The following is a 23,942-nucleotide window of genomic DNA, read 5'->3' on the forward strand; positions in this document are numbered from 1 at the left end:
CTGGCGGCCGGAGAGCCTTTGTGGGTTCTGCGGCGATGAAGCCTACAGGCCCGGAATCACACAACCCGACCGAGGTGGCCGCGGGCGGGATTCCTCCCGCGGCCGGCCCCGGCTCATCGGATCAGCTCAGGCGAGCGTCACTCACCAGTCGCCTTGGCGATGATCTCCTTGGCCACCGAGGCCGGAACCTCGGCGTAGGAGTCGAACTGCATGCTGTAGCTAGCCCGGCCCTGGGTCTTCGACCGCAGGTCGCCGACGTAGCCGAACATCTCCGACAACGGCACCAGGGCCCGGACGATGCGGGCGCCGTGACGCTCCTCCATCGCCTGGATGATGCCGCGCCGGGAGTTGAGGTCGCCGATGACGTCACCCATGTTCTCCTCAGGAGTGGTGACCTCAACGGCCATCATCGGCTCGAGCAGCGCGGGATCGGCCTTGCGGGCCGCCTCCTTCATCGCCATCGAGCCGGCGATCTTGAACGCCATCTCGGACGAGTCGACCTCGTGGTACTGGCCGTCCACCAGCGTCAGCTTGACACCCACCAGCGGGAAGCCGGCGAGCACGCCGTACTGCATGGCGTCCTGGGCACCCGCGTCCACAGAGGGGATGAACTCCCTGGGGATGCGGCCACCGGTGACGGCGTTCGCGAACTCGTAGGTCGGCGAGTCGTTGTCCAGCGGCAGCGGCTCCACGCTGATGATGACCCTGGCGTACTGGCCGGAACCACCGGTCTGCTTCTTGTGGGTGTACTCGACCTTCTCCACCGCGCGGCGGATGGTCTCGCGGTACGCCACCTGCGGCTTACCGATGTTCGCCTCGACGTTGAACTCGCGGCGCATCCGGTCGACCAGGATGTCCAGGTGGAGCTCGCCCATGCCGGAGATGACCGTCTGGCCGGTCTCCTCGTCCAGCTTGACGCGGAAGGTCGGGTCCTCCTCGGCCAGCCGCTGGATGGCGGTGCTGAGCTTCTCCTGGTCGGCCTTGGTCTTCGGCTCGATGGCGACCTCGATGACCGGCTCCGGGAAGGTCATCGACTCCAGGATGACCGGGTTCGCCGGGTCGCACAGGGTGTCACCGGTGGTGGTCTGCTTCAGACCCTGGACCGCGATGATGTCGCCAGCCTTGGCGGAGCCGCGCTCCTCCCGCTTGTTGGCGTGCATCTGGTAGATCTTGCCGATCCGCTCCTTGCGGTCCTTGGTGGAGTTGACCACCTGCATACCGGACTCGATCGTGCCCGAGTAGACCCGCACGTAGGTCAGCTTGCCCAGGTGCTTGTCGGTCTGGATCTTGAAGGCCAGCGCCGAGAACGGCTCCGAGGTCGACGGCTTCCGCTGCATCGGAGTCTCGCCGTCGGTCGCGGTGCCCTCGATCGCCGGGACGTCCAGCGGCGAGGGCAGGTACGCGACCACCGCGTCGAGCATGGGCTGGATGCCCTTGTTCTTGAACGCGGTGCCGCAGAACACCGGGTTGGCCTTGCCCCCGATGGTGGCGCGGCGGATGCCGGCGTGGATGTCCTCGACGGAGATCTCCTCGCCCTCGAGGTACTTCTCCATCACCGCGTCGTCGACGTCGGCCAGGGTCTCGAGCAGCTTCTCCCGCCACTCGGCGGCGCTGTCGGCCAGGTCGGCCGGGATCTCCTCGACCGCGTAGTCCTCACCCTTCTGGGTCTCCCCGCGCCAGGTGAGGGCCCGCATGCCGATCAGGTCGATGACACCGATGAAGTCGGCCTCGGCCCCGATCGGGATCTGGAGCACCAGCGGAGTCGCGTTGAGCCGGTCGATCATCATCTGCACGGAGCGGAAGAAGTCGGCACCGGTGCGGTCCATCTTGTTGACGAAGCACATCCGCGGGACGTTGTACTTGTCGGCCTGACGCCAGACGTTCTCCGTCTGCGGCTCCACGCCGGCTACGCCGTCGTAGACCGCGACCGCACCGTCCAGAACGCGCAGCGACCGCTCGACCTCGACCGTGAAGTCGACGTGGCCGGGCGTGTCGATGATCTGGATCGTGTGGCCCTTCCACTCGCACTTGGTGGCGGCGGAAGTGATGGTGATACCGCGCTCCTGCTCCTGCTCCATCCAGTCCATGACCGCGGCACCCTCGTGGGTTTCGCCGATCTTGTACGTGATGCCCGTGTAGAACAGGATCCGCTCGGTGGTAGTGGTCTTACCGGCATCGATGTGCGCCATGATGCCGATGTTGCGTACGTTGGCGAGCGCGTCTGCGGCGGCCACTTCAATCCCTACTTATCGTCGTCTAGACACAACTGGTGGCGGTTCCGGCGCCTCATGGGCGCCGGAACCAGGGTGTTACCAGCGGTAGTGCGCGAAGGCCTTGTTGGACTCGGCCATCTTGTGGGTGTCCTCGCGCCGCTTGACGGCGGCACCCAGACCATTGCTCGCGTCCAGCAGCTCATTCATCAGCCGCTCGACCATGGTCTTCTCACGACGGGCCTTGGAGTACGTCACCAGCCAGCGCAGACCGAGCGTGGTCGCCCGGGCCGGACGGACCTCGACCGGCACCTGGTAGGTGGCGCCACCGACCCGGCGGCTGCGCACCTCCAGCGTCGGCTTGACGTTGTCCATCGCGCGCTTGAGGGTGACGACCGGGTCGGTGCCGCTCTTCTCGCGGCAGCCCTCCAGGGCGGCGTACACGATGCGCTCGGCCAGCTGACGCTTGCCGCGCAGGAGGATCTTGTTCACCAGCTGGGTGACCAGCGGCGAGTTGTACACCGGGTCAGCGACCAGCGGCTTCCGCGGAGCGGGTCCCTTACGCGGCATGTCAGCTCTTCTCCTTCTTCGCGCCGTAACGGCTGCGCGCCTGCTTGCGGTTGCGGACACCCTGGGTGTCCAGCGAGCCGCGGACGATCTTGTACCGCACGCCGGGGAGGTCCTTCACCCGGCCGCCGCGGACGAGCACGATCGAGTGCTCCTGCAGGTTGTGGCCGACGCCCGGGATGTACGCGGTCACCTCGATCTGGCTGCTGAGCTTGACGCGGGCGACCTTGCGCAGCGCCGAGTTCGGCTTCTTCGGGGTGGTGGTGTACACGCGGGTGCACACACCGCGCCGCTGAGGCGAACCCTTCAGCGCCGGGGTCTTGGTCTTGGTCGTCTTGGCCTGCCGGCCCTTTCGGACCAGCTGCTGGATGGTGGGCACCGGGCTTCTCCGCTCCCTTCGGCCGCCGCGAAGCGACCGCGCCGTCTGCTCTAGCCGGCCTGATGGACGGCTCTCTTACATTCCAACCAGGACCACCTGGCGGAAGTCCCAGCACCCGCGGTCGGGCGTGTCGCCCGGTTCACGGTCCCGGCACGCCGCTCGCACGTCGTACCGGATTTCTGTCACCGGCACACGGCGCTCGCGTGCCGGATCTTGGGCTGTGGTCGTGCCGCCGCGCGATCACCGGGCGACCGGTTCCAGCGCACGCACGCATTGCCCGGGCCAGCCCGGGCACAAGCGAAAAGAGTACCTACCACAGCCGCGCAGGTCAAAACGGAGCAGCCTGGGAGAACCGCTTCGCGGTCCACCGGCCGATCACGTCGTGTCTGCTCGCCCCCGATGGGCACCTACGGCCACCAGTGTACCGGCTTGACCACCGAGGGACCCGGCGGCCCTGGTTCCGCCCCGGGGCCTGCCGGACCCCGAGGCGCTCCGGGCCGCAGGCAGCGCATCGCGCCCAGCGCAGGGTGACACAGATCACCTGAATTGCAGCACCAGCGCCAGCGCGAGCCCGACCAGGCTGAGCAGCAGCCCGCCTCCCCCGCAGCTGAGACCCGCCACCGCCAGGCCACGCCCGGTGAATCGCACCGCCGGCGGCGGTGCCGCCCGCCGGATCTGCCGGCGGGCCAGCAGGCCGGCCGCGATCGCGGCAGTGCCGGCGAGCGCACCGAGCACGGTGAAGGCCCCGGCGGCCCAGGCGCCCCCGAGGTTCGGCCCGGAAACGCCGAAGCAGAAGACGAGCAGCGAGACCAGGATCGAGGCGATCCCACTCACCAGCGACCCGACGGCGAGGCCCGAGGTCACCGGGGGCACGTCGAGGTGGACCACGCCGAACGGGGTGCCGGGCACCGGGTCCACCCACCTCGGTGGGCGCGGGGCCTCGCGCGGGGGCGGCGGCATCTGCCCCGGCCGGGCACCGGCCACCGGCGGTGCCGGGGCCCAGCCACCGCCCGCCGGCGCGCTCCCCGGTGCCGCCCACCCCCCGCCGGGCGCCGGCTGATTCCCCGGGTACGCCCCGAACGTCCCCCAGCCGGCGGGAGCCGGCGGCGCGTAGTGCGGCCCGGGTCCGGTCGGCTGGGGGTACCCGACATAGTGGGGCGGAACGCCAGGCGGTGCCGGTGGCTGCCCCGGCGGGACGCCCTCCGGCCGGCCCGGCGGGTACGGCCCGGCGGGCGGCCAGGGCCCCGGCAGCGCGGGCTGCGGGGTGACCGGCGGCGGGGCGTACCCCGTGGGAGCGACCTCCGGCGGGACGCTCGGCTCCTCGTCCGGCCCGGCCCCCGGTGCGGCCCAGGGGCTGGCAGGGCCGGCACCGCCCGGTGTGGACCCCGCGGGCCCAGCGCCCGGCCCGGCCCCCGATGGCACGCTGTCCGGCGTGGACCCAGAGAGCCCGGTACCCGGCGTCGACGCGGCGGGGTCCGGCCCGATTGCGGCCCGGTTCGGATCATCTCCCGGCGGCGGGGCCGGTTCCGTCACGAGCGCCTCCTGTCGATGTGGCTCGCCCGCCGCGCGGCGGACACGGGCCAGGCTACCGCCGCGGATCCCGGCGGCGGGGCCGGGCGCGGCCGGCTTCCCCCGCCGGGTCAGTCGATGTTCGGGGCGTAGTCGTGCCCGAAGGGAGCATCGGCGAGCCTGACCACCCCGATCACCACGGCCGCGACCACCGCGACCGCGACCAGGACCAGCCCCGTCCAGGCCAGCCGCTCCCCGCGCCGCAGCCGGTCCGCGCCGGTGAGAAACCCGCCCGAGGCGTACGCCTCCCGCCGGGCCTGCCGCGCGAGCCGCAGGGCGATGATCGACGGCACCACGCCGCCGACGAAGAGCCCGGTGAACGCCCCGATCAGCCCCAGGGCGAAGACCGCGCGAGCCTTCGTCGAGCGGACCGGCTCGGGATCGAACGGATGGCGTGGCCCCTGCTGGGCGACGGGCACCTGCCCGGGCGCGGTCGTCATGCCCACCATCATGCCCCGACGGCCCGCCGCACCCGATGCTCAGTAGGAGCAGACCTCCAACCGGATGCCAGGCGGATCGCGGAACCAGAAGGCCGGATACGCGACGAGGCCCCCGGCGGGTGCCGGGGGCCTCGTCGTTGCTGGTGCTTAGCGGTACGACCCGAAGTCGAAGTCGTCCAGCGGCACCGCCTGGCCGCTGGCCGGCCCGAAGCCGTAGTCGGTCTCCGGGTAGCCGGTCATCGAGTAGACCTTGGCCTTCGCCTCCTCGGTCGGCTCGACCCGGATGTTGCGGTACTTGCTGATGCCCGTACCGGCCGGGATGAGCTTACCGATGATCACGTTCTCCTTGAGGCCGATCAGCGAGTCGCTGCGGGCGTGGATCGCCGCGTCCGTCAGCACCCGGGTGGTCTCCTGGAAGGAGGCCGCCGAGAGCCAGGAGTCCGTGGCCAGCGAGGCCTTGGTGATACCCATCAGCACCGGGCGACCCGCGGCGGGCTCGCCGCCCTCGGAGACGAGTCGGCGGTTCTCCGACTCGAAGAGCGCCCGGTCAACCAGCACGCCCGGCAGGAACTCGGTCGAGCCGGAGTCGATGACCGTCACCCGCTTCAGCATCTGCCGGATGATGATCTCGATGTGCTTGTCGTGGATGAGCACACCCTGCGAACGGTAGACCTCCTGGACCTCCTGGGTCAGGTGGACCTGAACCGCCCGCGGGCCGAGGATGCGCAGCAGCTCGTGCGGGTCGATGGTGCCCTCGGTGAGCTTCTCGCCGACCTCGACGTGGTCGCCGTCGTGGGCCCGCAGCCGGACCCGCTTGGAGATCTTGTCGTAGACGATCTCGTCGCTGCCGTCGTCCGGCACCACGATGATCTTCCGCGACCGCTCGCCGTCCTCGATCCGGATCCGGCCCGGGGTGTCGGCGATGGGCGCCTTGCCCTTCGGGATCCGGGCCTCGAAGATCTCCTGGACACGGGGCAGACCCTGGGTGATGTCCTCACCCGCGACACCACCGGTGTGGAAGGTACGCATCGTCAGCTGCGTACCCGGCTCACCGATCGACTGCGCGGCGATGATGCCGACCGCCTCGCCGACGTCCACGGTCTTGCCGGTCGGCAGCGAGCGGCCGTAGCACGCACCGCAGACGCCCAGCTTCGACTCGCAGGTGAGCACGCTGCGCACCCGGACGTTCTCCACCCCGGCCGCGACGATCCTGTCGACCCCGATCGAGTTGATGTCCTGACCCCGCTCGGCCACCACGGTGCCGTCCGGCCCCTTGATGTCGTCGGCCAGGGTACGGGCGTGCACGCTGGTCTCGGCGTGCTCGTGCACGACCAGCTTGCCGTCGACCCGCTGGCCGACCTGCATCGGGATGGCCCGGTCGGTGCCGCAGTCCTCCTCGCGGATGATGACGTCCTGCGAGACGTCCACCAGACGACGGGTCAGGTAACCCGAGTCGGCGGTACGCAGGGCGGTGTCCGCGAGACCCTTCCGGGCACCGTGCGTGGAGATGAAGTACTCCAGTACGGACAGACCCTCCCGGTACGAGGCCTTGATGGGCCGCGGGATGATCTCACCCTTCGGGTTGGCCACCAGACCACGGATCGCCGCGATCTGCCGGAGCTGGAGCAGGTTACCGCGGGCACCCGAGTTGATCATCTTCCACAGCGGGTTCTCCTGCGGCAGCGCGGTGTCCATCTCCTTGGCAACCTCGTTGGTCGCCTTGGTCCAGATCTCGATGAGCTCGCCGCGACGCTCCTCGGCGGTCATCAGACCACGCTGGTACTGCTTGTCGATCCGGTCGGCTTCCTTCTCGTACCGATCCAGGATCTCCCGCTTACGCGGCGGAGCGATGACGTCCTCCATGCCGATGGTGACGCCGGACCAGGTGGCCCAGTGGAAACCGGCCTCCTTGAGCCCGTCCAGGGTGGCCGCGAGGGCCACCTTCGGGAAGCGCTCGGCGAGGTCGTTGACGATCGCGGAGAGCTGGCCCTTGCGGATCTCGTAGTTCACGAAGCGGTAGCCCGGGGGCAGCGTCTCGTTGAACAGGACCCGGCCCAGGGTGGTCTCCACCGTCACCGGCTCGCCCTCGACCCAGCCCTCGGGCGCGGCCCACGGCCCGACGCCGGCACCGTTGTCGATCCCGACGATGCCGCGCAGCCGGATCTTGACCGGAGTCTGCAGGTGCAGCTCGCCGTTGTCGTACGCCATCCGCGCCTCGGCGTCCGAGCTGAACGCCCGCCCCTCGCCCTTGCCACCCGGGGTGAGGTGGGTGAGGTGGTAGAGACCGATGACCATGTCCTGGGTGGGCATGGTGACCGGCTTGCCGTCGGCCGGCTTGAGGATGTTGTTCGACGACAGCATCAGGATCCGCGCCTCGGCCTGGGCCTCGGCGGACAGCGGCACGTGGACCGCCATCTGGTCACCGTCGAAGTCGGCGTTGAACGCGGTGCAGACCAGCGGGTGGATCTGGATGGCCTTGCCCTCGACCAGCTGCGGCTCGAACGCCTGGATGCCCAGCCGGTGCAGGGTCGGCGCCCGGTTCAACAGGACCGGGTGCTCGCCGATGACCTCCTCCAGCACGTCCCACACGACCGGCCGCTGCCGCTCGACCATCCGCTTGGCGGACTTGATGTTCTGCGCGTGGTTGAGGTCGACCAGCCGCTTCATCACGAACGGCTTGAACAGCTCCAGCGCCATCTGCTTGGGCAGGCCGCACTGGTGCAGCTTGAGCTTCGGGCCGACCACGATGACCGAACGGCCGGAGTAGTCGACGCGCTTACCCAGCAGGTTCTGGCGGAACCGGCCCTGCTTGCCCTTGAGCATGTCGGAGAGCGACTTCAGCGGACGGTTGCCCGGACCGGTGACCGGCCGGCCGCGACGGCCGTTGTCGAACAGCGCGTCGACGGCCTCCTGGAGCATCCGCTTCTCGTTGTTGACGATGATCTCGGGCGCGCCGAGGTCGATCAGCCGCTTGAGGCGGTTGTTCCGGTTGATCACCCGGCGGTACAGGTCGTTCAGGTCGGAGGTCGCGAAGCGGCCACCGTCCAGCTGCACCATCGGGCGCAGGTCCGGCGGGATGACCGGGACGCAGTCCAGCACCATGCCGAGCGGCGAGTTGCGGGTGTTCTGGAACGCCGCGACGACCTTCAGCCGCTTCAGCGCCCGGATCTTCCGCTGGCCCTTGCCGGAGCGGATGGTCTCGCGCAGACTCTCGGCCTCGGCGTCGAGGTCCATGTTCTGGACCAGCGCCTTGATGGCCTCGGCGCCCATGCTGCCGGTGAAGTACTCACCGAAGCGGTCGCGCAGCTCGCGGTAGAGCAGCTCGTCGGTGACCAGCTGCTTCGGCTCGAGCTTGCGGAAGGTGTCGAGGACCTCGTCGAGGCGGTCGATCTCGCGCTGGGCGCGGTCGCGGATCTGGCGCATCTCGCGCTCTCCGCCCTCCTTGACCTTGCGCCGGACATCCGCCTTCGCGCCCTCGGCCTCCAGCTCGGCCAGGTCGGCCTCGAGCTTGGCGGCCCGCTTCTCGATCTCCGAGTCGCGGCTGTTCTCGGCCTGCCGCTTCTCGGCCAGGATCTCGTTCTCGATGGTCGAGAGGTCACGGTGACGCGCCTCGGCGTCCACGCTCGTCACGACGTACGAGGCGAAGTAGATGATCTTCTCGAGGTCCTTCGGGGCGAGATCCAGCAGGTAGCCCAGCCGGCTCGGCACGCCCTTGAAGTACCAGATGTGGGTCACCGGAGCGGCCAGCTCGATGTGACCCATCCGCTCCCGGCGAACCTTGGAGCGGGTCACCTCGACGCCGCAGCGCTCGCAGATGATGCCCTTGAACCGGACCCGCTTGTACTTACCGCAGTAGCACTCCCAGTCCCGCTGAGGACCGAAGATCTTCTCGCAGAAGAGCCCGTCCTTCTCCGGCTTCAGGGTGCGGTAGTTGATGGTCTCGGGCTTCTTGACCTCGCCGTGGGACCACTGACGGATGTCGTCGGCGGTGGCGAGGCCGATGCGCAGCTCGTCGAAGAAGTTGACGTCGAGCACTATGTCCCCTATGTCGTCGTCTGTACTGCTTAGCTAACGGGCGGGGTCGGGAGCCGGCGGACCGGCTCCCGACCGCTCACCTCAGACCTCTTCGACCGAGCTCGGCTCGCGCCGGGACAGGTCGATGCCCAGCTCCTCCGCGGCCCGGAACACCTCGTCGTCGGTCTCGCGCATCTCCAGGGCCACACCGTCGCTGGAGAGCACCTCGACGTTGAGGCACAGCGACTGCAGCTCCTTGAGCAGCACCTTGAACGACTCCGGGATGCCCGGCTCGGGGATGTTCTCGCCCTTGACGATCGCCTCGTAGACCTTCACCCGGCCGAGGACGTCGTCGGACTTGATCGTCAGCAGCTCCTGCAGGGCGTACGCGGCGCCGTACGCCTGCATCGCCCAGCACTCCATCTCACCGAAGCGCTGGCCACCGAACTGCGCCTTACCACCCAGCGGCTGCTGGGTGATCATCGAGTACGGGCCGGTCGACCGGGCGTGGATCTTGTCGTCGACCAGGTGGTTGAGCTTCAGGATGTAGATGTAGCCGACCGCGATCGGGTCCGGCAGCGGCTCGCCCGAGCGGCCGTCGAACAGCTGCGCCTTGCCGGAGGAACCGATCAGCTGCTTGCCGTCCCGGTTGGGCAGGGACGACGCGAGCAGACCGGAGATCTCCTCCTCCCGGGCACCGTCGAAGACCGGGGTGGCCACGTTGCTCTCCGGCACGGACTCGTGCGCCTCGATCGAGCGGAGCTGGCGCTTCCACTCGGCGTCGTCGCCCTGGACGCTCCAGCCGGTCTTGGCCACCCACCCGAGGTGGGTCTCCAGGACCTGGCCGATGTTCATCCGGGACGGCACACCGAGCGGGTTCAGCACGATGTCGACCGGGGTGCCGTCCTCCAGGAACGGCATGTCCTCGATCGGCAGGATCTTGGAGATGACGCCCTTGTTGCCGTGGCGGCCCGCGAGCTTGTCACCGTCCTGGATCTTGCGCTTCTGGGCCACGTAGACCCGGACCAGCTCGTTGACGCCCGGGGGCAGCTCGTCGCCGTCCTCACGGGAGAAGGTACGCACGCCGATGACCGTGCCGGTCTCACCGTGTGGCACCTTCAGCGAGGTGTCCCGGACCTCGCGCGCCTTCTCACCGAAGATCGCGCGAAGCAGCCGCTCCTCGGGGGTCAGCTCGGTCTCACCCTTCGGGGTGACCTTGCCGACCAGGATGTCGCCGGTGACGACCTCGGCGCCGATCCGGATGATGCCCCGCTCGTCGAGGTCGGCGAGCATCTCCTCGCTGACGTTCGGGATGTCGCGGGTGATCTCCTCCGGGCCGAGCTTGGTGTCCCGGGCGTCGACCTCGTGCTCCTCGATGTGGATCGAGGTGAGCACGTCCTGCTGCACGAGGCGCTGCGACAGGATGATCGCGTCCTCGTAGTTGTGGCCCTCCCAGGTCATGAACGCCACGAGCAGGTTGCGCCCGAGCGCCATCTCGCCGTCGTCGGTGCACGGACCGTCGGCGATGACCTGGCCGGCCTCGACGCGGTCGCCCTCGAAGATGACCGGCTTCTGGTTGACGCAGGAGCCGGCGTTGGAGCGGCGGAACTTGTGCAGCAGGTACGTCCGGCGGTGGCCGTCGTCCTGGTGGACCGTGATGTAGTCCGCGCAGAGGTCCTCGATCACACCGCCGACCTCGGCGACGACCACGTCACCGGCGTCCACGGCCGCCCGGTACTCCATGCCCGTACCGACCAGCGGGGCCTCGGCCTTGACCAGCGGCACCGCCTGACGCTGCATGTTCGCGCCCATGAGCGCGCGGTTGGCGTCGTCGTGCTCGAGGAACGGGATCATCGCGGTCGCGACGGAGGTCATCTGCCGCGGCGAGACGTCCATGTAGTCCACGGCCGCCGGCGGCACGTCCTCGGTCTCACCGCCCTTACGGCGGACCAGGACGCGGTCCTCGGCGAACGACCCGTCGGACTTCAGCGGGGCGTTGGCCTGCGCCTTGACGAACCGGTCCTCCTCGTCCGCGGTCAGGTAGTCGATCTGGTCGGTGACCCGGCCGTCGACGACCTTCCGGTACGGCGTCTCGATGAAGCCGAACGGGTTGACCCGGGCAAAGGTGGAGAGCGCGCCGATCAGACCGATGTTCGGGCCTTCCGGCGTCTCGATCGGGCACATCCGGCCGTAGTGGGACGGGTGCACGTCGCGGACCTCGAAGCCGGCCCGCTCCCGGGACAGACCACCCGGGCCGAGCGCGCTCAGCCGGCGCCGGTGGGTAAGGCCCGCCAGCGGGTTGGTCTGGTCCATGAACTGGGACAGCTGCGAGGTGCCGAAGAACTCCTTGATCGCCGCCACCACCGGGCGGATGTTGATCAGGGTCTGCGGGGTGATCGCCTCGACGTCCTGGGTGGTCATCCGCTCGCGGACGACGCGCTCCATCCGGGACAGGCCGACCCGGACCTGGTTCTGGATCAGCTCACCCACGGTACGCAGGCGACGGTTGCCGAAGTGGTCGATGTCGTCGGCCTCGTAGCCCTCCTCGCCGGCGTGCAGCCGGCAGAGGTATTCCACGGTGGCGACGATGTCGTCCTCGGTCAGCGTCCCGGTGGTGATCGGTACGCCCACCTCGAGCTTCTTGTTGAACTTGTACCGCCCGACCTTGGCGACGTCGTACCGCTTCGGGTTGAAGAAGAGGTTGTCGAGCAGGGTCTGGGCGTTCTCGCGGGTCGGCGGCTCGCCAGGGCGGAGCTTGCGGTAGATGTCGAGCAGCGCCTCGTCCTGGCCGGCGATGTGGTCCTTCTCGAGCGTGGTCATCATCAGCTCGGACCAGCCGAACTTCTCGCGGATCTGCTCCGCGGACCACCCGATGGCCTTGAGCAGGACGGTGACGGCCTGCCGGCGCTTACGGTCGATACGTACGCCGACCGTGTCGCGCTTGTCGATGTCGAACTCGAGCCAGGCACCCCGACTCGGGATGACCTTGACGCTGGAGAGGTCGCGGTCGGAGGTCTTGTCCGGCTGCTTGTCGAAGTAGACGCCCGGCGAACGGACGAGCTGGCTGACCACCACGCGCTCGGTGCCGTTGATGATGAAGGTGCCCTTCGGCGTCATCATCGGGAAGTCACCCATGAACACCGTCTGGCTCTTGATCTCGCCGGTGGTGTTGTTGGTGAACTCCGCGGTCACGAACAGCGGGGCGCAGTAGGTCAGGTCCTTCTCCTTGCACTCCTCGATCGAGGCCTTGACCTCGTCGAAGCGCGGTGCCGAGAAGGAGAGCGACATGGTGCCGGAGAAGTCTTCAATGGGACTGATCTCGTCGAGGATCTCCGCGAGACCCGATCGTGCGTGCGGGTCGTCCGCCGACCGGCCCTGCCAAGCCTCGTTGCCGACGAGCCAGTCGAAGGACTCGTTCTGGATGGCGAGGAGGTTGGGGACCTCGAGGTGTTCGGTGATCCTGCCGAAAGAAACTCGGCGGGGCGCGAAAGCGCTCGACGTACGACTGGTCTTCGCAGGGCGGGAAGCTGCCAAGATGCGTCCTTCCGAGGACCGGTGCTGCAGAACGGCTGGTATGCGCGCACTCCAATGACCCCACCAGAAAATAGCCGTAAACGGACATTTCCGAGCAGGGGTAAATTCGGAAGGCAGCGCAAACTAGCAGTGTAGCCGAGAGGCTAACCGCTGTCCAGCCCACCCCGCAGGTCGTCGCGGAACTTGCCTCGGCACCCGCAAAAACGGGTCTGCCGGGCCGCTCGGAACGCGACGTTCCTGCCGGGCCGCTCGGGTGCCGCGGCCGGTGGTGCTGCCGCTGCCATATCCGAGAGGTGGCCGTTGCAAGCGCGGAAGGTCTTGCTGGTGCCAGCGTGCCTGGCAGCCCTGTGTCGCGTCAAGGGCCGGTTACCGATCGAGATGGCTTTCCCCCCGACGGACTACCGGCAGGTGCCACTGCCGACCCCTACGCCTGACGCTGGATGCCCTGCTCACGTCGCTGCCACCAGGGCCCCGCGAACCACAGCGGGCGGCGATCCGAGTTCGGATCACCGCCCGCCACGACGCGGTGTGCCGCGACTCACGTGAGCCGGACACGCGTCAGGTCGGCCTCAAATCACTTGAGGGTGACCTTGGCGCCCTCGCCCTCGAGCTTGGCCTTGGCCTTCTCGGCGGTCTCCTTGTTGGCCTTCTCCAGGACCGCCTTCGGCGCGGCCTCGACCAGGTCCTTGGCCTCCTTCAGGCCCAGGCCGGTCAGCTCACGCACGACCTTGATGACCTGGATCTTCTTGCCACCGTCGGCGTCGAGGATGACGTCGAACTCGTCCTTCTCCTCCTCGGCCGGGGCGGCCGGGCCACCCGGGCCGGCCGGGCCGGCGACGGCGACCGGAGCGGCGGCGGTGACCTCGAAGGTCTCCTCGAACTGCTTCACGAACTCGGAGAGCTCGATCAGCGTCATCTCCTTGAACGCGTCGAGCAGCTCGTCGGTGCTGAGCTTCGCCATGTCTGGCGTCCTTTCCTGAATGGTTTAACTAAGAACGTGGGTGCGCCGCGGGGCCTCAGGCCGCCTCGGCGCCCTCCTTCTCGCGCTTGTCCTGCAGGGCGGCCGCCAGACGCGCGGTCTTGGCGAGCGGAGCCTGGAACAGGGCCGCGGCCTTGCTCAGGTTGCCCTTCATGGCACCGGCCAGCTTCGCCAGCAGCACCTCGCGGGACTCCAGGTCGGCGAGCTTCGTGACCTCGGCCGCGGAAATGGCCTTGCCCTCGAAGACACCGCCCTTGATGACGAGCTTCGGGTTGGCCTTCGCGAAGTCGCGAAGCCCCTTCGCCGCCTCGACGACGTCGCCCGAAACGAAAGTCAGCGCGGTAGGACCGGTGAACAGCTCGTCGAGGCCGGAGATGCCCGCGTCGGTCGCGGCACGCTTCGCCAGCGTGTTCTTCGCGACCGTGTAGCTGGTCTCCTTGCCGAGCGAGCGCCGCAGCTGGGTGAGCTGGGAAACCGTGAGCCCACGGTACTCGGTCAGCACGGTCGCTCCCGCGTTGCGGAAGCTCTCGGTCAGCTCGGCGACGGCCGTGGCCTTGTCGGCCCGGATCGGCTTGTCCGCCATGTCCCTCCTCTCTCGTTACTCGGAGCTGGTACGCAGGCGACGAGCGGAGGCTCGCGCCGGCACGGAGGCATCACGACAACGAGAAAAGCCCCGGCGCAGGGCGCGCGGGGCGAGGGCCGGCACAACGAGCGCGGTCGGCGGACCACACACAGCACCGATTTTCGCTTGCCGCCCTGCGCGGGTCGCCCGTCATCGCGGGACCTTCGACCGTGCCAGGGCACGGTGACCAGCGGTCTCTGGGTGGAACTACGCGATAAGGCTACGCGACGTGCCCCGCTACTTCCAAATCGCCCCCGGAGTGCCGCCGGTCACCCTCACCCCGGGCTCGTGATCCACTCGGGGCACGGCAGATTGCGCCGTCGCCACAGCTGGACAGGCCGCTGTGCGGCACACCGAGTCGATCACTTGCGTACCTGCCGGTTGGGCCGGACCGGCGGGCGATTCAGGCGCGGGTACGGCGGCCCCAGGCGTAGCCGGCCAGGGCCACCACCGCCCAGACCAGCGCCCAGGCGCTCAGGAACAATGCCGTCGAGGCGGTCAGTTCGCCGGTCAGAGCCCGGGCGGCCGGCATCACCGGCGGCGCCAGCCACGGCACCACCGACTTGCTCAGCCCCAGAACCAGGGCACCCACCGCGCCGACCGAGAGCACCGCCACGCCGTACCCGGCGCTGCGGGTGATCGCCCGGCTGGCCAGGGCGCCCAGCGCCACGGCCGCCGGCAGGGCGAGCAGGTGGGCCCAGAGGCCGAGAGCCACTCCGGCGGCCACTGACCGGTCCCCCGGCCCGGTCTCGCCGGTCACCCCGCCGACCAGCCAGGGGAAGATCAGCGCGACGGCCACCATGCCGAGCCCGGCCACGGCCGCCGCCAGCAGGCCCGCGGCCCGCTCCCGAACCGGGCCCACCACCACCCGGGCCAGCCGGCGCTGCACGTCCGGCTCGACGTCCAGCAGGATCTTGGTCTGCCAGGCCAGCACCGGGAACAGCACCACCGCCGAGACGCCGTACGCCTCCGCCGGCCGGGCCCGGCCACCGCCGTAGAGGACGCCGAGGGCCAGCAGGCCGGCCAGCACCGGCGCCAGCGCCCGTCCGGTACGCAGGAAGCCGGCCAGCCGCAGCCGGACCAGCGCGGTCACCGGGCCACCTCCGGCGCTGTGGAGTGGTCGGCCCCCATGGCGGGGTCGGCATCGGCGCCACCCTGGGCCGTCACATCGGGGTCGCCATCCGGGGCGACGGCGGGCGGGCCCGGATCAGGTCGCGTGGCGGGAGGCGGGGCGGCGTGGTCGCGTACCCGGAGAACATGGTGGCCGTCGGCGCGTAACCGGGCGACGGCGTCCGCCACCCCCGTGGCCGGCACCACCAGCTCGACCACCGCCATGGCCGCACCCTCGGTCGGCGCCTGCGCGGTGACCGTGCCGTCGGCGACCGTCCAGCGCGACGCGCCGGGCAGCCGGGCCGTCTCGCCGCGGTGGTCACTGACCAGCACCGCACCGCCGCCGGCCAGCACCTCGTCGATCACCTCCGGCACCAGCTCGCGGGCGGCGGCATCCAGCCCCTCCCAGGGCTCGTCGAGGACGAGCAGGCCGGGCGGGCGCAGCATCGCCTGGGCCAGCCCGACCTTCTGGGCGGTGCTCTTCGACAGCTCGGGCAGCCGGACCCCGTCGAACCGGGCCAGGCCGAGCCGGTCGGCCCAGTGCCGCACCGCCCTTTCGGCCGACGGGCCGGAGAGACCGGCCAGCCGGCCCATCGCGGTGAGGTACCCACCCACGGTGAACGGCTGGTCGGCGGGGAACCGCTCCGGGACCCAGCCGACGGCCGCTGGACGGTCGACCACCCGGCCCCGGGTCGGCCGGAGCACGCCCGCGGCGAGCTGGAGCAGGGTGGACTTGCCGACGCCGTTGCGCCCGAGCACCACCGCCACCTCGCCCGGGCCGATCCGCACCTCCGCGCCGCGCAACACCCACGGACCACGCCGGTGGTAGCGCAACCAGACGTCCTCCAGCCGCATGCGGCGAGCCTGCCACACCGGAGAGACGAACGGGGCCCCGCCACGTGGGTGGCGGGGCCCCGTCAGGGCAGTCGTGCTCAGGCCTCGGCCTGGCCCTCCCGCAGGTTCTTCACCGCGTTCGGGTCGACGGGGACGCCCGGGCCCATGGTGGTGGTGAGGGTGACCTTCTTCAGGTACTTGCCCTTGGCCGCGGACGGCTTCGAGCGCAGCACCTCGTCCAGCACCGCCGCGTAGTTGTCGATCAGCTGGGTCTCCGAGAACGAGGCCTTGCCGATGATCAGGTGGAGGTTGGAGTGCTTGTCCACCCGGAAGGTGATCTTACCGCCCTTGATGTCCGACACGGCCTTGGTGACGTCCATGGTCACCGTACCGGTCTTCGGGTTCGGCATCAGGCCGCGCGGGCCCAGGATCCGCGCGATCCGGCCGATCTTGGCCATCTGGTCCGGGGTGGCGATCGCCGCGTCGAAGTCGAGCCAACCACCCTGGATACGGGCGACCAGCTCGTCGGTGCCCACCTCGTCCGCACCCGCGGCGGCGGCCTCCTCGGCCTTCGCGCCGGCGGCGAAGACGATCACGCGGGCGGTCTTGCCGGTGCCGTGCGGCAGGTTGACCGTGCCGCGGACCATCTGGTCCGCCTTGCGGGGGTCGACGCCGAGGCGCATCGCGACCTCGACCGTGGCGTCGAACTTGACGGAGGTGCTCTCCTTGGCCAGCTTGACGGCCTCGGCGGGAGAGTAGAGCTTCGACCGGTCGATGACCTCGGCGGCCTTGCGGTAGCTCTTGCTGCGCTGCATGTCTTGTTACTCCTGTGGTCTATGGCGGGCCGACGACGTCCGCGGCCCTCCCACGAACTGATCGGGTGGAGCGATGCGGAGAGGTCAGTCGGTGACGTTCAGGCCCATCGACCGGGCGGTGCCGGCGATGATCTTCTCAGCCTGGTCGAGGTCGTTGGCGTTGAGGTCCGCCATCTTCTTCTCCGCGATCTCGCGCACCTGGGCGCGGGTCACGCTGCCGACCTTGTCCTTGTGCGGGACGCCCGAGCCCTTCGGCACACCGGCGGCCTTGACCAGCAGCCGGGCGGCGGGCGGGGTCTTCAGGACGAACGTGAAGGTGCGGTCCTCATAGACGCTGATCTCGGCGGGGACGATGTCGCCCCGCTGCGACTCGGTCTGCGCGTTGTAGGACTTGCAGAACTCCATGATGTTCACGCCGTGCTGGCCGAGCGCGGGGCCGACCGGCGGCGCCGGGGTGGCCTGGCCCGCCGGCAGCTGAAGCGTGAACGTCTTGACGAGCTTCTTCTTCGGAGGCATGTCTCTTCCTGGGGCTTGGAACTGGGATTTTCGCCCGCCCGCGGGCGCGCACGGTCAGCGCGATGCGGACAGCCGACGTTCTAGGGTAGCGCAGCCGTCCACCGTCCCCTCCGGCGAGGTCCGGTGGGACGGCGAAACGACGCACCGGCGGCGGGCCGGAAGCCCACCGCCGGTGCGAGGCGTACGTCAGATCTTGGCGACCTGATTGAAGTTGAGCTCGACCGGCGTCTCCCGGCCGAAGATCGACACCAGCACCTTCAGCTTCTGCTGGTCGGCGTTGATCTCGCTGATCGTCGCCGGCAGCGAGGCGAAGGCACCGTCGGTGACGGTGACCGAGTCGCCGACCTCGAAGTCGAGGACCTTGACCTCGGGCTTGGCCTTCTTCTGCTCGGTCTCGACCGCCGGGGCCAGCCACTTCAGCACCTCGTCGAGGCTCAACGGCGCCGGCCGGTCGGCCCGGTCGGTCGCGCCGACGAAGCCGGTGACCCCCGGGGTGTTCCGGACGCAGGAGTAGGACTCGGCGGTCAGCTCCATCCGGACCAGGATGTAGCCCGGGAAGACCTTCGCCTGGACCTGCGACCGCTTACCGTTCTTGACCTCGACCTCTTCCCGGGTCGGCACCTCGACCTGGTAGATGAAGTCCTCCATGTCGAGGGAGGTGATCCGGGTCTCGAGGTTGGTCTTGACCTTGTTCTCGTAGCCGGCGTACGAGTGCACCACGTACCAGTCGCCCGGGGCGTAGCGCAGCTTCTGGCGCAGCTCGGCGACCGGGTCGAACTCCTCGTCCGGCGCGGGCTCGCTGGTCGGGAATTCCGGCTCGCTGGCGGCCTCGACCGACTCGTTGTTGGCCGCCGTCGCCACCGTGGACTGCTCGCCCGGGGTCTCGGCGGTCTCGTCGTACTCAGGCACGCTCGCTCACTTCCGTCAGTATCGCTGGTAGCCGGTCAGCTGGGGTTACCGAAGACCCACAGCACCGCCTTCGCGAAGCCGTAGTCCAGGCCGGCCACGATCGCCAGCATCACCGCGACGAACGTGACCACGACAGCCGTGTAGGTCAGCAGCTCCTTGCGGGTCGGCCAGATGACCTTACGCAGCTCGGCCACGACCTCGCGGAAGAACCGCGCGATACGGGCGAAGAGCCCGATCCGCTCGGTGTCCTTGCGCGTCTTCCGGCCCTCAGTCGACTCGGCGCGGGCCCGCTCACGGGTGGCGGTGCCGCCCCGGGAGACCGGCTCGTCCTCGCTGGTGGCGTCGTCTTCGGCCGTGTCGTCGACGACTGCGTCCTCAGGCAGACGCTCGTCGCCGGCGTCCTCGCCGCGCCGCTTACTCTCGGCCACTTCGCCCTCCGTGCGGGATCTCGGGTCGCACGCCGATCCGGCGTGCGCGGCGTGTGGTCACGCCGGCCGGACCAACCGTCCCGCGACGGGCCGCGGCCGGTGGACCGACCGGGAGGGCCCGAATGCCTCGGAACCACCCCGCCGGTGCCACCACCACGGGCCGGGCACCGCCGTACGGCGGCGCGACCCACGGGAACGGTCAGGCCTGAGGCGCAGGGGTGACAGGACTTGAACCTGCAGCCTGCGGTTTTGGAGACCGCTGCTCTGCCAATTGAGCTACACCCCTGTGCGGCAACTCACCCCAACCCGAACACGAAGTGCCGGGCAGGGGTCACTTGCCCCACGGCGGACCAGTGTACGGGTAGTCGGGCGACTTTCCCAACCGGTCTACCCCTCGCGCGTCGACAGGCTGGTCAGCGGGGCGTCCGGACGGTCGCCCGGGCCTGCGACAGGACCTTCTCCCCGTGGCAGGTCGCGGTGATATCCAGCCTGGTCAGGCCCGCCTCGGTGACCTCCTTGACCACCGCGCTGACCACGATCTCGGTGCCCTCGTCGGTGTCGGGCACGACCACCGGACGGGCGAACCGCACGCCGAATTCGACCACCGCGTCCGGCGCACCGGCCCAGGCAGTCACCGCCCGGCCGACCAGCGCCATGGTGAACATGCCATGGGCGATGACCCCGGGCAGGCCCACCTTCGTGGCGGTGCGGTCGCTCCAGTGGATCGGGTTGAAGTCGCCCGAGGCGCCCGCGTAGCGGACCAGGTCCGCGCGGGTCACCTGGAACGTCTGGGTGGGCAGTTCCACGGTCAGGCCTCCCCGCGTACGACGATCTTGGACCAGACGGCCACCACCGGCTCGCCGGCGGCGGTACTCACGTCCGTGCGGGTGGTCAGGAAGCCGTGCCCACCCCGGTTGGTGATCTCCTCGATGGTGTTCACGCAGACCAGCTCGTCACCGGCCACAACCGGCCGGGTGTACGCGAAGCGCTGGTCGCCGTGGACAACCCGGCTGTAGTCGACACCGAGCGCCGGGTCCTCGACGATCTGCCGACTGGCGGCCATGGTCACGATCACCGGGAAGGTCGGCGGGGCGACCACGTCGGGGTGACCGAGCGCCCGGGCGGCCTCGGGGTCGTGGTGGGCCGGTTCGGTGGCCCCGATGGCGGTGGCGAACTCACGGATCTTTTCTCGGCCCACCTGGTAGGGGGCGGTCGGCGGATACGTCCGGCCGACGAAGGACGGGTCCAGGGACATGCCGCGAACCTACACGGAAGGCACAAAAGCCGATCCGTACGGGCTGGCGGCTCGAGGCCGCCAGCCGTGCGGATCGGCTTTTGGACGTGCTGCAGGGACCGGGCCGGCTGGGCCGGCCGGGAATCAGCGGGTCTCGCGGTGGACCGTGTGCCGGCCGTCGCGCGGGCAGAACTTCTTCAGCTCGATGCGGTCCGGGTCGTTACGACGGTTCTTGCGCGTGATGTAGTTGCGCTCCTTGCACTCCACACACGCCAAAGTGATCTTCGGCCGGACATCGGTCGCCTTCGCCACGGCGGAGTGCCTTCCTCGCTAACGGGTAACAACTACGGCGCATCAGCCTACGCGATTACTGCGTAGACATGCAAAGTGGGCGCCTATGGCGCCCATTCCACCGACCACCGAGATGGCCCGGCGGACGAGAGTAGCGGTGGCCGGACTTGAACCGGCGACACAGCGATTATGAGCCGCTTGCTCTGCCAACTGAGCTACACCGCCGCAGGTGGGTCCAGCTGAACCCGCTGAGCCCCCTTACGGAATCGAACCGTAGACCTTCTCCTTACCATGGAGACGCTCTGCCGACTGAGCTAAGGGGGCCTACCCGATCACCCCGTTGGGGTGTCGCGCAGGGGAAACAGTACACGACCGCGCCGCCGAGGTGAAATCGGATCCCCTATTGACGCGTCTACGCAGATCAGGGCACCACGCGCAGGCGCGGCAGCTCGCCGGCGGAGATCTCTTCCGGCGCGACGGCTGGCGCAGCCTCCGACTCGGCCCGGGCGCCGAACCAGGCCTCCAGCCGCTCGTACGGCAGTGGCCGGCTGAACAGGAAGCCCTGGCCGATCTCGCAGCCGATGTCCTGGAGCAGCTCCAGGGTCAGCTCGCTCTCCACACCCTCGGCCACCACGGCCAGGCCGAACTGCTGAGAAAGCGTCACCACCGCGTTCACGATGGCCAGGTCACCCGGATCGGTCGCCATCCCCTGCACGAACGACCGGTCGACCTTCACCTCGTTCACCGGCAGCCGGCGCAGCTGGGCAAGGGACGAGTTGCCGGTGCCGAAGTCGTCAACCGAGAGCCGGACACCGAGGTCACGCAGGCGCCGCAGGGTGGGTATCGGACGTTCGGTGCCGTCCAGCACACCGGACTCGGTGATCTCCAGGGTGAGCAGCAGCGGCGGCACGCCGTACTCGTCGAGCAGCTCCCGCACCAGCGCGGGGAAATGCGGGTCGATGAGGGTGCGGGCGGCGAGGTTGACCGAGACGGCGAGCGGCTGCTCGCCGTGATTCCAGTCCCGGCTGCGCCGCAGGCTCTCCCGGAGCACGAACTCGGTGAGCCGGCCGAGCTGGCCGGTGTGCTCGGCCACCGCCACGAAGTCCTCCGGGGCCACCGTGCCGTGCGCGGCGTGCTCCCAGCGGGCCAGGCCCTCCACCCCGACCAGGCGCCGGTCCCGCAGCGTCACCTTGGGCTGGAAGTAGACCTCCAGCGCGCCGCCGTCCAGGGCCCTGCGGAGGTCGCCGGCGAGGCCCAACCGACGCAGCGACCGGGACTCCAACGCCGGACTGTAGAGCTGGACGCTGCCTGGGACCGACTTCGCCGCCGTCGCCGCCAGGTCCACCCGCTGGAGCAGGGCCACCGCGTCGCTGCCGTGGTCCGGGTGTACGGCCACCCCGACGGCCGTGTCCACGTCCAGGGTGAGCGCGTTGAAGACCATCTCGTCGCGAATCTGCTCCCGCAGCCGCCCGGCCAGTTCGAGCGCTGCCTCGGCGCTCTCCAGCCGCAGCGTCACCAGGAACTCGTCGCCGCCGGCGCGACCGACCAGGGCCGAGGAGGGTACGCAGGCGCGCAGCCGTTCGGCGACCTCGACGAGGACCTTGTCACCGGCCGCGTGGCCAAGCGACTCGTTCACCTGGCGCAGCCGGTCGACGTCGAACAGCAGCAGCGCCACCACCTCGCCCGGCACCCCGATCTTGACCGCCTCAACCACCGCGGCGGTCAGCCGCCGCCGGTTGGGCAGCTTGGTCAGCGTGTCGTGGTCGGCGTCGTGCCGCAGCCGGTCGACCAGCCGGGAATTCTCCAGTGCGACCGCAGCGTGCGCGGCGATGGTTTCGAAGACGGGGATGTCGCTGGGCGTGAAGTGACCCACGTCGCTGAGCCGGTTGGCGACCTCCAACGTGCCAATCACGGCTTGGCCGGAACGTAACGGCACGACGATGGCGTCCTTGACGATGTTTCCCCCCATGGAACGGCGGAGCTCCGACTCGTCGCCCAACGCCCTACCGACCGTCAGCGTCTTTCCCGACTCCTGGGCCCGTTCGCGGAAGGCCGCGGGCGTCGGCGCGACGTCGAGCAGGCCGGGATCGTCGACCCGCGCGGTCAACAGGACCTCTGGATGCCGCCGCTCAGGCGGGAGCCAGAGGGTGGCGTACTCCGCCTGCATGAGGGCACGGACGCGGTCGAGGAGCACGTCCACCAAGGCGCTCTCGGGACCACTGGTAGTGATCAACCTGCTCAGGTCGTACATGCCAGTCAACGTGCGGTGCTGGCGGAAGAACTGCGCGTACGAGCGGTAGACCAGCGCCAACGCCGAGAACAGGACAGCAAGCAGCAGCACCGACCACCAGGTTGCCCGGAGTGCGATCAGCACGAGGAGGCCGGCGGCGGCGTTGATAGCCATGGTCAGAAGGACGGAGGGAGTCGTCCGGAGCGCCTCCCTGCCCGCCTGCCAGCCTTGCAGGAGCACGTGGACACCAACCACCGAGGTGAGGCTCACCATGGTGATGATGGTGACGGCGAGGAAGAGGCTGGCCCACGCGCCAGGTCTGATGTTGTCGAGGGGCGGGAGAGCGAGCAGTATGAGGCTCGCCAGCGACGTGGCAGCCGCCGCCTTGGCCACGTTGAACCAGAACTTGGCCGGCGGGAGTCGGTGCACGACGCTTGAAACAACCACCGAGGCGAGGGTGTACGCCAGCACCACGGCCAGGGGCGGCAGAAAGAACAGTGCCAGAACGAGCGGAATCTCGGTCAGCGTCACACCCACCGACTGGCGACGGACGATGAAATTCAGCACTGGAATGCTGGCCCCGACCATCGCCAGGAAGATCACCAGCGTCAGGCCCCACTCCCCGAAGGCCTCGTCGGAGATCATGCCGATAGCCGTGCAGGAGAGAACCGCGACAAAAGCCAGCGGCCCTGTGATGAGCCAGGCGTAGTCCGTAGATCTACGTCGCGTGTCACGCCTGGCCATGCGGCTCCCTCTGGTTGCGTCGGTGGCCCGCTCCGCGGGCCCGGTGACGGCTACCGCTGGCTACCGAAAGGTGCCCGCACCCCAGATGACGTCGGCCGGCGTGTCGCCAGTTGTGGAGAGGACGCCCACGCTGGCGATGACAGCGAGCATGAAGAGGGAGCCAAGCAGTCGACTCAGCCTTCGACCAGACATGATTACTCCTGTCAGAGAGGTGTCACGGGAGTTGAATTCCTACGATGGTGCCACACCATAGGAACCCAGGGGAAGCCGAGAGAGGCCCGTGCGGTCCGGCCGTCGGCCAGGGTTCCCCGTTCCTTAACCGAGCCGTGCCAGGCAACCGGGGCGGGCGTCCTCTTAGGCCCTCGCCCCTCGCCCAAAGTGATGTTCCTTCCAAATCACATCACGGCGGTCATACCGCCAATCAATGATTCACGCCAAGGCCGAGGCAGCCATCACTCACGGTTATCGGCGGGGTTGTTCTGGGCCAGCATCCATCGGCAACCATAGCTGGTCTTCT

The 23,942-nt window shown here is 69.3% G+C and carries 19 protein-coding genes and 3 tRNA genes; all 22 read right to left on the minus strand.

Annotated features, from left to right (window positions below):
- Window positions 1-137 precede the first annotated feature (137 nt).
- The 22 genes from fusA to ACNAW0_RS08985 all read right to left on the minus strand — a co-directional run bounded on the left by fusA (window position 138) and on the right by ACNAW0_RS08985 (window position 23,425).
- Entirely contained in the window at window positions 138-2,234 is a 2,097-nt protein-coding gene (gene fusA, locus ACNAW0_RS08880; RefSeq protein WP_416287248.1) for an elongation factor G, read from the minus strand.
- 75 nt (window positions 2,235-2,309) lie between these two features.
- Window positions 2,310-2,780, minus strand: a complete 471-nt coding sequence (gene rpsG / locus ACNAW0_RS08885; protein ID WP_091079418.1) for a 30S ribosomal protein S7 — start codon at window positions 2,778-2,780, stop codon at window positions 2,310-2,312.
- Between the two features lies 1 nt (window position 2,781).
- Window positions 2,782-3,156, minus strand: coding sequence for a 30S ribosomal protein S12 (gene rpsL / locus ACNAW0_RS08890; protein ID WP_007465318.1), 375 nt, complete (start codon window positions 3,154-3,156; stop codon window positions 2,782-2,784).
- Between the two features lie 537 nt (window positions 3,157-3,693).
- Entirely contained in the window at window positions 3,694-4,074 is a 381-nt protein-coding gene (locus ACNAW0_RS08895; protein WP_416287249.1) for a hypothetical protein, read from the minus strand.
- A 722-nt stretch (window positions 4,075-4,796) separates the two neighbouring features.
- Window positions 4,797-5,165: a hypothetical protein gene (locus ACNAW0_RS08900; RefSeq protein WP_416287250.1), complete on the minus strand. Its 369-nt coding sequence runs from the start codon at window positions 5,163-5,165 to the stop codon at window positions 4,797-4,799.
- Window positions 5,166-5,312: 147 nt separating this feature from the next.
- The gene (locus tag ACNAW0_RS08905; RefSeq protein ID WP_416287251.1) at window positions 5,313-9,200 is read right to left on the minus strand and encodes a DNA-directed RNA polymerase subunit beta'; all 3,888 of its coding nucleotides are present in this window, start codon (window positions 9,198-9,200) and stop codon (window positions 5,313-5,315) included.
- Between the two features lie 81 nt (window positions 9,201-9,281).
- Window positions 9,282-12,713 (minus strand): DNA-directed RNA polymerase subunit beta, encoded by a 3,432-nt coding sequence (locus ACNAW0_RS08910; RefSeq protein ID WP_416287252.1) that lies wholly within the window; start codon window positions 12,711-12,713, stop codon window positions 9,282-9,284.
- Window positions 12,714-13,287: 574 nt separating this feature from the next.
- Window positions 13,288-13,674 (minus strand): 50S ribosomal protein L7/L12, encoded by a 387-nt coding sequence (gene rplL, locus ACNAW0_RS08915; protein WP_416287253.1) that lies wholly within the window; start codon window positions 13,672-13,674, stop codon window positions 13,288-13,290.
- A gap of 55 nt (window positions 13,675-13,729) precedes the next feature.
- Window positions 13,730-14,275, minus strand: coding sequence for a 50S ribosomal protein L10 (gene rplJ / locus ACNAW0_RS08920; RefSeq protein WP_046567232.1), 546 nt, complete (start codon window positions 14,273-14,275; stop codon window positions 13,730-13,732).
- Between the two features lie 442 nt (window positions 14,276-14,717).
- Window positions 14,718-15,407, minus strand: a complete 690-nt coding sequence (locus tag ACNAW0_RS08925; protein WP_416287254.1) for a hypothetical protein — start codon at window positions 15,405-15,407, stop codon at window positions 14,718-14,720.
- Window positions 15,404-16,279, minus strand: coding sequence for an ABC transporter ATP-binding protein (locus tag ACNAW0_RS08930; RefSeq protein WP_416287255.1), 876 nt, complete (start codon window positions 16,277-16,279; stop codon window positions 15,404-15,406). Before ACNAW0_RS08930 ends, ACNAW0_RS08925 begins: the two co-directional genes overlap by 4 nt.
- 77 nt (window positions 16,280-16,356) lie before the next feature.
- Entirely contained in the window at window positions 16,357-17,073 is a 717-nt protein-coding gene (rplA, locus tag ACNAW0_RS08935) for a 50S ribosomal protein L1 (protein ID WP_416287256.1), read from the minus strand.
- Between the two features lie 84 nt (window positions 17,074-17,157).
- Window positions 17,158-17,589: a 50S ribosomal protein L11 gene (gene rplK, locus ACNAW0_RS08940; RefSeq protein WP_416287257.1), complete on the minus strand. Its 432-nt coding sequence runs from the start codon at window positions 17,587-17,589 to the stop codon at window positions 17,158-17,160.
- 186 nt (window positions 17,590-17,775) lie between these two features.
- Window positions 17,776-18,498, minus strand: coding sequence for a transcription termination/antitermination protein NusG (gene nusG / locus ACNAW0_RS08945; protein WP_416287258.1), 723 nt, complete (start codon window positions 18,496-18,498; stop codon window positions 17,776-17,778).
- Window positions 18,499-18,533: 35 nt separating this feature from the next.
- Window positions 18,534-18,926, minus strand: a complete 393-nt coding sequence (gene secE, locus ACNAW0_RS08950; RefSeq protein WP_416287259.1) for a preprotein translocase subunit SecE — start codon at window positions 18,924-18,926, stop codon at window positions 18,534-18,536.
- 213 nt (window positions 18,927-19,139) lie between these two features.
- Window positions 19,140-19,212: transfer RNA gene (locus ACNAW0_RS08955), tRNA-Trp, on the minus strand.
- A gap of 127 nt (window positions 19,213-19,339) precedes the next feature.
- Entirely contained in the window at window positions 19,340-19,732 is a 393-nt protein-coding gene (locus ACNAW0_RS08960) for a MaoC family dehydratase (protein WP_416287260.1), read from the minus strand.
- A 2-nt stretch (window positions 19,733-19,734) separates the two neighbouring features.
- Window positions 19,735-20,181, minus strand: a complete 447-nt coding sequence (locus ACNAW0_RS08965) for an FAS1-like dehydratase domain-containing protein (RefSeq protein WP_416287261.1) — start codon at window positions 20,179-20,181, stop codon at window positions 19,735-19,737.
- A gap of 123 nt (window positions 20,182-20,304) precedes the next feature.
- Entirely contained in the window at window positions 20,305-20,472 is a 168-nt protein-coding gene (gene rpmG / locus ACNAW0_RS08970) for a 50S ribosomal protein L33 (RefSeq protein WP_007073056.1), read from the minus strand.
- A 131-nt stretch (window positions 20,473-20,603) separates the two neighbouring features.
- Window positions 20,604-20,676, minus strand: a tRNA-Met gene (locus ACNAW0_RS08975).
- A 26-nt stretch (window positions 20,677-20,702) separates the two neighbouring features.
- Window positions 20,703-20,775: transfer RNA gene (locus ACNAW0_RS08980), tRNA-Thr, on the minus strand.
- A gap of 97 nt (window positions 20,776-20,872) precedes the next feature.
- A complete protein-coding gene (locus ACNAW0_RS08985; protein WP_416287262.1) occupies window positions 20,873-23,425 on the minus strand; it encodes a putative bifunctional diguanylate cyclase/phosphodiesterase in 2,553 nt (850 codons plus the stop codon).
- Window positions 23,426-23,942 lie beyond the last annotated feature (517 nt).

The organism is Micromonospora sp. SL1-18 (assembly GCF_047921505.1).
In the GTDB taxonomy this organism is placed as follows: domain Bacteria; phylum Actinomycetota; class Actinomycetes; order Mycobacteriales; family Micromonosporaceae; genus Micromonospora.